Annotated in this window: 9 protein-coding genes and 1 pseudogene; 5 read left to right on the top strand and 5 right to left on the bottom strand. The window is 68.8% G+C overall.

Annotated features, from left to right (window positions below):
• Positions 1 to 300 precede the first annotated feature (300 nt).
• Both AC5L30_RS10630 and AC5L30_RS10625 read right to left on the bottom strand, forming a co-directional pair.
• Positions 301 to 2481, bottom strand: coding sequence for an MMPL family transporter (locus tag AC5L30_RS10630; protein ID WP_494866822.1), 2181 nt, complete (start codon positions 2479 to 2481; stop codon positions 301 to 303).
• A gap of 783 nt (positions 2482 to 3264) precedes the next feature.
• Positions 3265 to 3750, bottom strand: a complete 486-nt coding sequence (locus tag AC5L30_RS10625; protein ID WP_494866821.1) for an Lrp/AsnC family transcriptional regulator — start codon at positions 3748 to 3750, stop codon at positions 3265 to 3267.
• Between the two features lie 91 nt (positions 3751 to 3841).
• Between AC5L30_RS10625 and AC5L30_RS10620 the strand changes: the two genes are divergently transcribed.
• From AC5L30_RS10620 to AC5L30_RS10610, 3 genes are all read left to right on the top strand, one after another.
• Complete coding sequence (locus tag AC5L30_RS10620; protein ID WP_494866819.1) at positions 3842 to 4870, top strand: zinc-binding dehydrogenase; 1029 nt, start codon at positions 3842 to 3844, stop codon at positions 4868 to 4870.
• Positions 4871 to 4897: 27 nt separating this feature from the next.
• Positions 4898 to 5884: a GNAT family N-acetyltransferase gene (locus AC5L30_RS10615; protein ID WP_494866817.1), complete on the top strand. Its 987-nt coding sequence runs from the start codon at positions 4898 to 4900 to the stop codon at positions 5882 to 5884.
• Positions 5885 to 6050: 166 nt separating this feature from the next.
• Positions 6051 to 6461 carry a DinB family protein gene (locus tag AC5L30_RS10610; protein WP_494866815.1) on the top strand — a complete coding sequence of 137 codons (411 nt, stop codon included), beginning with the start codon at positions 6051 to 6053 and terminating at the stop codon, positions 6459 to 6461.
• A 183-nt stretch (positions 6462 to 6644) separates the two neighbouring features.
• Here the strand turns inward: AC5L30_RS10610 and AC5L30_RS10605 are convergent, their stop codons facing one another.
• Together AC5L30_RS10605 and AC5L30_RS10600 are read right to left on the bottom strand one after the other, a co-directional pair.
• Positions 6645 to 7022, bottom strand: coding sequence for a hypothetical protein (locus tag AC5L30_RS10605; protein WP_494866813.1), 378 nt, complete (start codon positions 7020 to 7022; stop codon positions 6645 to 6647).
• 533 nt (positions 7023 to 7555) lie between these two features.
• A pseudogene (locus AC5L30_RS10600) lies at positions 7556 to 7946 on the bottom strand (transposase); the annotation flags it as partial.
• A gap of 130 nt (positions 7947 to 8076) precedes the next feature.
• Here AC5L30_RS10600 and AC5L30_RS10595 point away from each other — a divergent pair.
• Together AC5L30_RS10595 and AC5L30_RS10590 are read left to right on the top strand one after the other, a co-directional pair.
• Entirely contained in the window at positions 8077 to 8751 is a 675-nt protein-coding gene (locus AC5L30_RS10595) for a response regulator transcription factor (protein WP_494867198.1), read from the top strand.
• Positions 8748 to 10199: a HAMP domain-containing sensor histidine kinase gene (locus tag AC5L30_RS10590; RefSeq protein ID WP_494866812.1), complete on the top strand. Its 1452-nt coding sequence runs from the start codon at positions 8748 to 8750 to the stop codon at positions 10197 to 10199. The genes AC5L30_RS10595 and AC5L30_RS10590 overlap by 4 nt, the downstream gene beginning before the upstream one ends.
• Positions 10200 to 10361: 162 nt before the next feature.
• Here AC5L30_RS10590 and AC5L30_RS10585 read toward each other — a convergent pair whose 3' ends face one another.
• The gene (locus AC5L30_RS10585; RefSeq protein ID WP_494867197.1) at positions 10362 to 12431 is read right to left on the bottom strand and encodes an MMPL family transporter; all 2070 of its coding nucleotides are present in this window, start codon (positions 12429 to 12431) and stop codon (positions 10362 to 10364) included.
• Between the last annotated feature and the right edge of the window lie 156 nt (positions 12432 to 12587).

The raw sequence follows: 12587 nt of genomic DNA, 5'->3' as shown, positions 1-12587 counted from the left end.
CGCGCTCGGGTTGATCCTCGCGGTGGTGGTGACCGCCGTGAGCGTCACCGACGCGGTGATGGGCTGCTGGCTGGCGGTCGGTGGCGTACTCGCTCGGGCTGGGCTTCGCTCTGCTGCTGCTGGGCAGCGTCGTCCCCGCCGGGGACGCCGGCTATGCGGGGATCACGCTGCTCGCCCCGGTGGGCTACCTGGCCAGGTGACCGCCGCAGTCGAGACGGCGACCCCGCCCACGCCTTGATAGGCGTTGTCGGGGAGCGCGGTGGGCGGGACGCTCGGCCCGCGCCCACCGCGTCCGACCGTTCAGCGCACCGGTGCGCCCTGTGGCCGCGGTTCGTCGGCCGAGGTCGGCCCCGCCGGCGGAACTGACCGGACGGCGTCGCCATGCCCCGGCCACCAGGCGGCGTGGCCGAGGAGAGCGGTGACCCCGGGGACGAGGAACAGGGACATGATGAACGCGGACAGCACGATTCCCACCGAGACCGCGAAGCCCATCTCGGTCAGGAACGACACCCCGGCGAACAGCATCGACGTGAACGTGCCGGCGAGGATCAGACCGGCGGCGGCCACCGACGGCCCAGCGTGGTGGATCGCCAATGAGGCGGCGGTGCGCGGATCGTTGCCGGCTCGTGCCTCTTCGCGGAGCCGGGCGATCATGAGGATGTTGTAGTCGGTGCCGATCGCGACCACGAACAGGTACAGGATGATCGGCAGAGAGAATGACAGGCCCGACCGGCCGCCGATGCCCTGGAAGGCCAGGACGGTCGCGCCGAGCGTCGCCATGAAGCCGAGGCCGACTGCGATCATGAGGTATACCGGGGCGACGATGCTGCGCAGGAGCAGCCCCAGGATCACGGCGATCAGCACCCCGGCCACTGGGAAGATCACCCACAGGTCGCGGTTGTTCGCGTCGCGGATGTCGGCGAAGACCGAGCTGACGCCTCCGACCAGCGCGGTCGTCCCGGCCGGGGCCTGATCGTGGGCCACCTGCCGAAGGTCGTCACCGGCCAGGTCGAGGGCCGCCGTCGAGTACGGGCTCGTGTTCAGCAGCAGGTTGATCTGGGCGACCGTGCCGTCCGAGCTGACGGCGGCAGGACTGCCGTCAGCGGCGGGCATCAGGCTGCCGACCCCCGGTACCTGAGCCAATGACTGCGCGTACCCGGTGAGTGTCGCCGGGTCGAGTCGTTGGCCGTTGTCGGCGCGGACGTAGACGGTGGTCGGATTGAGGGCTCCAGCGGGGAAGCCGGTCTTCAGGTCGTCGAGGGCGCGCGCCGACTCGGTGTTGGCGGGCAGCTGCGCGACCTGGTCGTAGTCGACCTTCAGGCCGAACACGCCCAGCGCCAACGCGACCATGACGCCGCCCGAGGCGAGGGCGACCACCGCCGGCCGACGCCCGGTGAACCGACCCAGGCGTTGGAAGATGCTGCCCTGAGGGGTGCGCTGCCAGGATTTCGACGGCCAGAACACCTTGGTGCCGATGAGCGAGACGATGGCCGGCACCAGCGTGACCGCGGCGATCGCCATGACGACCACCCCGATGGCAAGGCCCGGGCCAAGACTCCGGAAGCCGCCGAACACCGCGAGTAGAAGTGCGCCGAACGCGATCACGATCGCCGCGGCAGCCGACGCGATGACCTCACCGACCCGGCTGACCGCCGTGGCGAGCGCGTTCTTCGGGGCGTCACCGGCGCGTAGCCGCTCCCGGTAGCGGAACAGCAGGAAGACGATGTAGTCGGTGCCGACACCGTAGAGCACCACGGTGAGGATGGTCAGCAGTGACTGGTCCACCTGCATGCCGAACGCCTTGACGAACAGGGTGATGACCGCACTCGACACCGCGGAGACCACGCCGACGACCACGACCGGCAGGAAGGCCGCGACCGGGCTGCGGTAGATGATGAGCAGGAGGCCGACGACCAGGGCGAGGGTCACGATGCTGACGACCAGCAGCGCGGTGTCGAAGGCGTCCTGGTTGTCGACGAGCAGGGCGACATCTCCGGTCACCGCGTACGACAGGCCCGAACCTTCCAGGGTGGAATTTGCTTTGTCGCGGATCGACACGACCGCGTCGCCGAGCACCGGGTCGGCGGGTGGGCCGGTGAGCGAGATGTTGACGAGCTGCACCAGCTTGTTCGGCGAAACGGCCTGCGGCCCGGTGACCGCGGCACCGACCCGGTCGATGCCGGCGCCTTGGATCGTCTGGGCGAGTTGATTGACCCGGTCGGTGTCGGCGGCGCCGAGTGGCTGGCCGTCGCCGCGCTTGACGACGATGGTGGCGCTCGCTCCGTCGCCCTGGCCGAACGCGCGTTCCGCAACCTCCTGCGCCTGCACCGACTCGTAGCGGGACGGCAGGAAGCTGGCCTGGTCGGTGCTGACCTGATCAGCGAGGGACGGCGCGAAGAAGGAGCCGACGAGCAGCACGAGCCATACCGCGATCACTTTCCATGGATTGAGGACGATGGCGCGTCCGAATCTGGCGAACATGCGGGAGAACTCCTGTCATCGATGATGAGTAGCCGCGACGGTCACCCGTGACGGACCGCCAACCAGGCGGCGGAGAACAACGGGACTGGGTTGTCATTTACGGAGGCAGTGCCTGTTCAACGACGTCGTCGCCCGTAGGCCGTGACGAAATGCCTCCACCGCGTCGTCTGATCGAAGCCTCGATGCGCGGCTCTCGCCGCACACCTCAACCTCCCGTGGTGCCATTGTGGCACCGCTTGGCTCAGCGTGCAACCACCATGGCTCAGGATGGTGCCATCCATCACGCGCCCTCGAATACTGCCCTGACCACAGCCGCGGACGAAGCCCGCCAACCGCCTAGGACAGAGAGCGCCGGCCCGCATCGTTCACCCGAGTGACAGCCGTCCCCGCCCACCGCTCCTGCTTCGCCAACCCCACAACGTCGAACGGGCGGCACCCTGTGCGAAGTCCTGTACGGGACCTTGTCCGGGACGGCCGCACCGCCGCTGGCGACCCGTCGCGCGTCTGGCCCGGACAGGAAGACGCGATCGCCGGTCAGCACCCTCGGATATCTGATGGGCGTCAGCGAGGCAGTCACAAGGATCGCCTCAATTCACCGATGACGAGGTGAACAGCATGAACGAGAAGACGATGGGCTACGAGGCCCCCGCGCTGGTCGAGGTCGGCGCCTTCACCGGATCAGACCAGGCGGGTCAGCTGGCGACCTCAAGATCGTCGCCGGCCGGGTCGGCTGGATGCTCAGCCGGAGCCTGCGCTCGACCTACTCGACAACGGCAGCGTGGCTCAGCTGTCTCGGATCCATGCGGCGACGTCGACGTCACGTGGGTGTACGGGTTCGGAGAGGACGACGCTGGTGGTGGTGTCGCCCAGTTCCATGAGGCGCTCGATGACCTGCTCCAGGTGCTCCGCGTCCCGCACGGCGATGGCCAGCTCATAGCAGTTGTGCCCGGTGACATGGACGCAGGAGAGCACGTGCCCCACGGCGAGCAGCTGCTCACGCACGCCTTGGGCGTTGCGGACGGAACGGTGCCGGGGACGCAGGGACACATGGGCGCGTAGGCCCAGCCCGAGCCGGGCGAGGTCAAGGTGGACCCCGTAGCCCTTGATGACGCCGGAGTCCTCGAGCCGCCGCATCCGCTCGGCGACCGCCGGGCGGCTCAGCGACACACGGCGGCCCAGCTCGGCAACGCTGATCCGGCCGTCACGGCTGAGCTCGCGGATGATCGCGACATCCGCAGCATCCCAAGATGACGATTCGCCGGTCGTCACGAAGAATCAACTCCTTATCGACGGTCAGCACCCCCGATCCCAATCGAAATGGCATGGGCGAAGGGTCTGCTGCAGCCTACTGTTATCCGCCATGAAGGCGACGGTGCTGTACGAGGCTGGCCGGGTGGACGCAATCGACGTCCCCGACCCGATCATCGAGCAGCGTGGTGACGCCGTGGTGAGGGTGTCCCTGGCCGCCGTGTGCGGTTCCGATTTGTGGCCCTACCGGGGCCAGGAGTCGTTCACGCCCGGCGATCGCATGGGACACGAGTGGGTCGGGGTCGTCGAGGAGGTCGGCGCGGACATCGCTCGTGTCAGGCCCGGCGACCTCGTCCTGGCCCCGTTCGCCTTCGCGGACGGAACCTGCCGCGCGTGCCGCGATGGCCTGTTCACCTCCTGCCCTGCCGGCGGATTCTGGGGCGGTGGCAACGGCGGGGGTCAGGCCGAGGCGGTCCGCGTGCCGTTCGCCGACGCGACGCTCGTCACGGTGCGTACGGATTCTGACGCGGAGCTGTTGCGCCGACTGCTGCCGCTGACCGATGTGATGGCGACCGGCGCCCACGCCATCACGCTGGCCGGAGTCCGGCCGGGTGCTACCGCCGTCGTTGTGGGCGACGGTGCCGTCGGGCTCTGCGCAACGCTCGCCGCACGTCGTGCAGGAGCAGCACGGATCATCCTCGTCGGCCGTCACGCCGACCGGAGCGCGCTCGCCACACGGATGGGGGCGACGGACGTTCTCTCCGCGGACGACCCGGCGACTGTCGGCCTCATCCGGGAAGCGACCGAGGGTGGTGTGCCGGGTGTGGCCGAATGCGCAGGAACCCAGTCCGCCCTCGACCTCGCGATCGACCTGGTCCGGGCCGGCGGCACGATCGGCTCTGTCGGTGTGCCACATGGAGTGGATCATGTCGACCTCTACCGGCTGTTTCGCCACAACATCACCCTGCGGGCGGGGGTCGCCCCTGCCCGCCGTTACCTAGAGCCCCTCCTTGCCGACGTCCTCGCCGAGCGGCTGGACCCGTCGCCTGTCTTCTCGGCCGAGATCCCCCTCGATGCCGTTGCGACCGCCTACCAAGCCATGGACAAACGACAGGCAGTCAAGATCGCGATCCGGCCTTGACCCGAACACGACCAGAGGAGTCGCACGATGCACGACGCGTTCCGGCCCGACTACCCGATCCTCACTCCACGGCTGGCGCTGCGGCCACACCGCGCTGACGACCTCGACGACCTGTTCGAGTTCCACGGCGATCCCGAGGTCGTGCGATTCCTTCCGTGGCCCGTCCGCGACCGGGAAGCGACGAACGCTGCGCTCGTCAGGAAGCTAGACCAGGCGACCCTCACCGAACCGGGCCAGTGGCTGGTGCTCGCCGTGGAGTTGCGCGAGACGAAAACCGTGATCGGAGAGGTCCTCCTGAAGTGGGCCAGCGCCGAGCACAGGCAAGGGGAACTCGGCTTCGCATTCGGGCGCGCCCATCAGGGGAGGGGGTACGCCGCCGAAGCCGCCGCCGAGATGCTGCGCCTAGGCTTCGAGGACCTGGGCCTCCACCGCATCACCGCGGTGTGCGTCGACGACAATGAGCCCTCGGCCCGACTCCTGCGACGCCTGGGCTTCACCCAGGAAGCGCGGCTGGTCGACAACATCCGGTTCAACGACGGCTGGGCAACGCAGCTTCTTTTCGCGTTGACCGAAGACGACTGGCGAACGTCGGCAACGGCCAGCAGCGACCAGGAGGAGATCCTCGCACTCGTCCACTGCTACTTCGGCGCCTTCGCCTCCGGCTTCGGAGTCGACGAACGCATGGCGGCACTGCGCGAGGCGATGCTGCCGGGAGCCATCATCGTCCGAACGTGCGGGATGGATCCCGCGGTGTACGACGTCGACGCGTTCATCGCGCCCCGGCAAGCCATGCTCACCGACGGCACGCTCACCGACTTCCAGGAACAAGCCCGGTCGGGCCGACTGGACCTGTTCGGCGACATCGCGCAGTGGTTCGGGAGGTACTCCAAGCAGGGCCGCCTGAACGGTGCCCCCCACGCCGGCGGCGGGATGAAGTCGATCCAGTTCGTGCGCACCGGCGCTGGCTGGCGCATCAGCGCGGCCGTCTGGGACGACGACCGCCCGCAGCGATAGGAAACCCATGGTCGACAACAGTTCATCCAGACCGCAGGCCGCGCCGGAGCCAACCCCCCGTGATCCCCGAAACTGGTCCATCGTTGTCACATCCGGCTGCCCGGAGTGCGGCTTCGAGGCGGGCACGATCGCTCCGGGCGAGGCAGCACGAAGCCTTCACACCGCCATGATCGGCTGGGAAACGGTGCTCGCCGGCCCCGCTGCCCGCCAACGGCCAGCACCCCAGACCTGGTCACCGACGGAGTACGCCTGCCACGTCCGCGATCTCTGCCGGCTGCTGCCGGCCCGACTGGCCATGATGGTCTCGTTCGAGGACCCGCGGTTCGAGAACTGGGACCAGGACGACGCGGCGGTGCGTCACGCGTACTGGGCAGTTGAGGCCGCGGAGGCGTGTGCCGACCTGCGTCGGTGGGCAGCCGCCGCAGCGAGCACTCTCCAAGCCGTCACTGAGGGCCAGATGCCCAGGACAGGCCGCCGAAGCGACGGCACGCGCATGACCATCGGTGAGCTGTGCGCCAACTTCGTCCACGAGGTCGAACACCACCTCCAGGATGCCGGCTGGCCGCCGCGCTCCTGAGCGGGGCGGCTCTGCTCATTGAGACCAGCCATCGTGCGGGCTGAACGCGCGGCTCACGCATCGTTGAGTTCGGTACGTCCAGCTTCGTAGACGGAGACCCCCGGAGAGATCCGGGGGGTCTCCGTCTCCATCACCGTTCAGTGGCTGCGATGTTCGCGCAACGGCGCTGCAAGAACTGCCGCACTAATGAGTTACAGACTTCCAGCCGGAACAGGTGTCATCGCCCCAATCGTCCTCGCAGACCTGGATCTTTGCGACATAACCAGAGAGGTTTCCGCTCCTGCACCCGCCAGCCGACCCATCACTGTCCCAGTATTTGGCGTCAAATCCGCCAATGTAGTTCCCGTAACTGTCGCGGAATTGGGCATAGACGCCGTTGCCGTCCTTCTCCACGTCGCACACCTCGAACCAGTTGCTCCAGGCCGGGTTGGTTGCGGCGTAGTCGCTACCTTCAAAAGCGTATGTGTTGGCGGCCATGGCTGGATTTGCGGCGGACAGTGCGAGCCCAAGCGCGGCGAGCGCCGTAAAACCTACTCGCGCCCGTGTCCTGCGTGTGGTCATTCCGTGAACCTCCCATGGGATGTTGATAGCGGCGGGATCAGAATCAGCGGGCGCGCACGTCGATGAACAATGCCTACACTCCCCGCGTTGCGAGCATTCTCCCGGTTATAGCCGTCGGGGCGCCAAGCGTTTGCCGGAGAAGGAAAAGCTGCTGGTCACGCGCCTTGAGGCTCGCCCCCCGGGGGTTACGCGTAGTGTCCGATAGCGCAGGCCATTAGCAGAGCAACCAGGAACACCGTCGCGTTCCGCCCACTGCTGAACAGCGCACATCACCACCACGACTCCGGCGGATCTTCGCCGAGTTCCTCGCCGGCATCGGCCTCTTCGCCATCGCCGAGGGACTTACCGCCAACGCTCTCGCCGGCCCCGTGGAGGTGCGGCATCGCACTCAGGCTGAATGATCTATCTCCAAACCTGATCAGCACCGTGAATCGCCGGCCGACGCCACCCGTCGGTGGGATTGACGGCTTGCCGCAGGTCACGCCCGAGGTAAGCATCGACCCGGTGATCAGCCATGCTCAGTAGTTGACACCCCCGACCTGGCAGTTCTCCGTCCGCCCGGCGGTGCCCGAATACTGCGCTGCACCCCGGCCGACCGGCTGCCCTTGTCAGGAACCCGGTGTCGTCGACGATCAGCACACCGGCCGTATCGCCGAGGTGCTCAACGACGTAGTCCCGCAACTCGTCACGGACCGCGTCGATGTCCCAGTCCGCCCACCGCAACAACCTCTGCATCCCGTCCGGCGACACATCCCCGGCGTGCTCAGCCAGGGTCCAGCCGTTCTTGCGCCCCAGGCCCAAGCCCAGCCCGCACAGGTACTGACGCACCCGCAGCCGTGGTTCCGACCGGCGAGACCGAGGCCCGATCCGGGCGTGCGGCCGGTCCAACTCCCCATGCCACCGATCAACATCAACGTCCGTCACAGGCAGACCAACCAACACGAGCTGAACTCGATTCGCCTACTGCCTTCGCAGTATTAATCCTGCCCTCAGGTTGATCGGGGAGGATGAGCGCAAAAGCATCAACTGGAGGGAGCGGAGCGGCGTGCGGATCATGATCGCCGATGACGAGGCGGCCATCCGTGAGTCGCTGGAGCGGGTGCTTCAGGTCGAGGGTTACGGCACTAGCACCGCCGCCAACGGTCTCGCCGTGCTCGACGGTATCGGTGACGCGGCGCCGGATCTGCTGATCCTCGACGTGATGATGCCCCGCCTCGGCGGGTTGGAGACCTGCCGGCGGTTGCGGGCGGCGGGTCGGGATCTGCCGGTGCTGATGCTGACCGCCCGGGATCAGGTTTCGGACCGGGTCGCGGGGCTCGACGCGGGCGCCGATGACTACCTGCCCAAGCCGTTCGCCACCGAGGAGTTGCTGGCCCGGGTCCGGGCTCTGCTGCGCCGCCGCGCGCCGGGCGACGACGAGTCGCAGATCCTGTCGTTCGCCGACGTCCGGCTCGATCCCGACAGGTTCGAGGCGTGGCGGGGTGGGCGGCCGCTGTATCTGACCCGGACCGAGTTCTCCCTGCTACAGGTTCTCGTGCGCAATGCGACCCGGGTGTTGACCCGCGACGCGCTGTTCGAGGCGATCTGGGGCTTCGACATGAGCACCACCGCCAACAACCTTCAGGTGTACGTGAGCTATCTGCGCCGCAAGATGGAGGCCGAGGGTGAGCCGCGATTGATTTACACGCTGCGCGGCTTTGGGTACACGCTGCGGGAGACTCCTCCGTGAGCAGGCCCGCCGGCCGGGAACCGCGTCGGCTGACCCGATGGTGGCGCCGGCGGTCCCTGCGGACCAGGCTGACGGTGATCGCGGCGACGGCCATCGCGGTCAGCGTGTTCGTGGCCTTTCAGGTGGCCAGCGAGCTGCTGGACTCGGAGCTGCAGGACAACGCCGAGAATCAGCTACGCGCGGACTCCCGCGTCCTGGCGACGACCGTGGAGCACACCGGTCTGGCGCAGGTCCAGCTACCGCCGTATCCCGGATCCGGTCGGCTGGTGCGGGTCATCCTGCCCGACGGTTCGACCCGGACGCCGGCCGGCCAACCCGCGCTGCCCCCCGTCAGCGGGCCCGCCGGGCGCGTGGCGCAGGGCGCGTCGGCCGACCTGATGGAGTCGAACGACAGCGACGACGACGGCTACCTCATCTACACGCTGCGGGTGGGCGACGGCGCGGTCCAGGTGGCCCGCAACAGCGACGACAGCCCGATCAACCGATTCGGGTTGGGCATGCTGCTGATCGGACTGCTCTGCGTGGCCGGGGGCGCCCTTGTCGGGCGGACCGTGGCGCGGACCGGGCTGGCACCGATCGACCGGCTGACTGCCGCCGCGGTTCGTGTCGCGCAGACCCGGGACCTCGACGCCGACATCCCGGACGAGGGCGGCGGGGAGATCCGGCGGCTGATCCAGTCAATCAACGACATGCTCGCCGCGCTCCGGGACTCCCGGCGGGCGCAGCGGCTGCTCGCTGAGGATGCCGCCCACGAACTCAACACCCCGCTCACCAGCCTGCGCCTCAACGTTGAGCTGCTGATCCGGCTCGATCGGCGCGGCACCCTGGACAGCGCACTGCCGGCGGAGAGCCGGACCCGGCTGCTCAACGATCTCGGCGCCCAGGTGGCCGAGTTGAGCACCCTTGCCGCCGAGCTGACCGACCTGGCGCGCGGCGACGTCAGTGACGAGAGCACCGAGCTGCTCAATTTCGCCGACGTGGTGGTGGCCGCCGCGACCCGGGCGCGTTCCCGCGTGCCCGACATCGAGGTCGCGCTCGACGTGACCTCCGTGTGGGTGAGCGGGCGTCCCGCTGCGCTCCAGCGGGCGGTGCTCAACCTCATCGACAACGCCGGCAAGTGGTCCCCCGCTGACCAGCCGGTCCAGATCCGGCTCCGTGCCGAGGGCGCGTCGGCGGTCCTTGAGGTCGACGACGCCGGGCCGGGCATCGACGCCGCCGACGTACCGCGGGTGTTCGACCGGTTCTACCGTGCCGGCAGCGCCCGGGCGCTGCCGGGATCAGGTCTGGGCTTGTCGATCGTGCAGCGGGTCGTCGACGCCCACGCCGGCCGGGTCACCGTCGCTCGGTCCGCACGCGGTGGCGCGCTGCTGCGGATCATCCTTCCGGCCGCCGCCCCGCCCGCTCGGATCACGCGGCTCACCGCGGGGGTGGACACGGTGGCGCGCTGACCCGCTGCGGCACGGCGCCGGGACCGCCACGGCGCGCGGTGCCAGGACCCGGGCAGCGGGCGGCGCAGGACAAGGGCGGCGGACACGGTGACGGCCGCCGGGCCATGACAAAAATCCGGAACGGGCAAGAGCCCGTCCCGGATCTCAACTGTGCCGCCGGGCTCACCGTTGCGGCGCGGGCCCCTCCACGAGCGGCCGTTGATCGTCCGGCAACTCCACCGGTCGGGACAACCGGCTCGGCCACCACATCCGCCGGCCGATCAGCAGGGTGAGGGCGGGCACCAGGACCGACCGCACCAGCAAGGCGTCGAGCAGCACGCCGAAGGCGACCAGGAACCCGACCTCGATCAGCATCACCAGCGGAAGTGAGGCGAGGACCGCGAACGTGGCCGCTAGGACCACGCCTGCCGAGGTGATGACGCCACCGGTGGCGGAGAGGGCTTTGAGCATGCCCTCTCTGGTGCCGAGGCGCACGGTCTCCTCCCGGGCCCGGCTGGCCAGGAAAATGTTGTAGTCGATGCCGAGCGCCACCAGGAACAGGAATGCCAGCAGCGGCACCGAATAGTCGACGCCCTTGAACCCGAGGATCGTGTCGAAGACGAACACGCTACCGCCGAAGGCTGCGGCGAATGAGACGATCACGGTCGCCATCAGGACCAGCGGGGCCACGATCGCTCGCAGCAGTAGCCCGAGGACGATCAGGACGACGGTGAGCACCAGCGGGATCACCAGCTTCTCATCGCGGGTGGTGGTGACCTCGGTGTCGAGGTTCTCCGCGCTCGGCCCGCCGACGATCGCCTCCGCCCCGTTCACCGCGTGCACGGCGGCACGCACCCGCTTGATCGTGTCGTACTCCGCGGCGGTGTCCGGCGCGTCGGTCGGGAACACGGAGATGTCGGCCCAGCCTCCGCTGGTCTGCCCCGGGACGGCCAGGGCCACACCGCGAATGCCCTGGACGATGTCGAGCACCCGCTCCTGGTGCGCCGGCCGCGTGAAGATCGTCATCGGCTGACCGCCGAGCTCCGGGAAGTGCTGGCGGAGGACGGTGAAGCCGGTGACCGACTCCGGCGCGGACAGGAACTGGTCCTGCTCCCGCAGGGCGCCGGTGTTGCCCACCAGCCCGATGGCGAGCACGCCGAGGACTCCGAGCGAGCCGAGCGTCGCCACCCACCGGCGGCGACTGATGGCGGTGCCGAGCCGTCCCCACAGTCCCGGCTTCTCCTGGACGGCCGTGTTGAACCGCGGGATGGCCGGCCAGAAGATCCGCCTGCCGAGCACCACGAGCACCGCCGGGAACAGCGTCAGCATGGCCACCAGCGCGCACAGGATGCCGGCCGCGCCGATCGGGCCCAACCCGCTGGTGCTGTTCAGGTCGGCGACGAGCAGGCAGAGCAGGCCAGCGATCACGGTGGCCGCGGACGCGACGATGGCCGGCGCCGCGCCGCGTAGCGCGTGGACCATCGCGACCCGGACGTTCTCGTGGTGGTGCAGTGTCTCCCGGTACCGGGCGATGAGCAACAGCGCGTAGTCCGTGCCGACGCCGAATACCAGGATCGTCAGCAGCGCCGAGTTCTGGTCGTTGATCACGATGCCGAAGCCCTTGACGAGCAGATAGACGGTCGCCATCGCAGTCAGTGCGGCCGCGCCCACAGCCATGAGCGGGATGAACCACAACACCGGGCTGCGGTAGGTGAGGATCAGCAGGAGCGTGACGACGACGACGGTGGTGAGGAAGACCTGCAGGTCGATGCCGTCGAAGACGGCGTCCATGTCGCCGTCGACCGCGGCGGGTCCGGTCACGTCGAGTTCCAGGCCGGCGGGGCGGTCCTTCGCAGCCTCACGCAATGGGCCGACGATGGTCTCCGGTGCGCCGTAGGTCGTGCTCACGTCGAGGGTGAACATCATCGCCTTGCCGTCGGTGGAGGGTCTCGTCTGTGGGCCCTCCTCGTCCTCGCCGCCCGCCGCCGTCGCCTTCGGCGGGTACCGCTTGGCAAGGGCGTTGTGGTGGCGCTCGACCGACGCGCGGTCGGCGTCGGTCATGCCGCCGGCGCGGTGGTACACGAAGACGAACGTGTTGTCCTCACCGCCGGGGAGGCTGTCCTCCAGCACCGCCACCCTGGTGGACTCGGCGCTGGCCGGCAGGGTGTCCACGGCTCTGTCGGTGGTTACCGAGCTCAACTTCCCGCTCAGCGGCACCATGACCGCCGCCAGCGCCACCCACAACCCGATCACCAACCATGGCACCCACCGGCCTGCCAAGCGACCGGCCGGCGCTTCCCCGGGCGGCGCTGCCTTGACTGCCATCACTAGCTTCCTCCATACGGTTAGTTCGCTCATCTGATGCCGACTTCGTACCGAGCGAATCTGAGACGACCGTTAATGCGCCGC

Source organism: Micromonospora sp. BQ32 (genome assembly GCF_059358895.1).
The sequence above is the reverse complement of the archived record's forward strand: the minus strand, read 5'-3'. Positions and strand labels throughout refer to the sequence as shown.

Excerpts from the sequence above, each read along its gene's own strand:
- AC5L30_RS10610 (WP_494866815.1), top strand. The coding sequence starts at position 6,051 with ATGATCGGCTGGGAAACGGTGCTCGCCGGCCCCGCTGCCCGCCAACGG.
- AC5L30_RS10595 (WP_494867198.1), top strand. The coding sequence starts at position 8,077 with ATGATCGCCGATGACGAGGCGGCCATCCGTGAGTCGCTGGAGCGGGTG.
- AC5L30_RS10630 (WP_494866822.1), bottom strand. The coding sequence starts at position 2,481 with ATGTTCGCCAGATTCGGACGCGCCATCGTCCTCAATCCATGGAAAGTG.
- AC5L30_RS10605 (WP_494866813.1), bottom strand. The coding sequence starts at position 7,022 with ATGACCACACGCAGGACACGGGCGCGAGTAGGTTTTACGGCGCTCGCC.
- AC5L30_RS10620 (WP_494866819.1), top strand. The coding sequence starts at position 3,842 with ATGAAGGCGACGGTGCTGTACGAGGCTGGCCGGGTGGACGCAATCGAC.
- AC5L30_RS10615 (WP_494866817.1), top strand. The coding sequence starts at position 4,898 with ATGCACGACGCGTTCCGGCCCGACTACCCGATCCTCACTCCACGGCTG.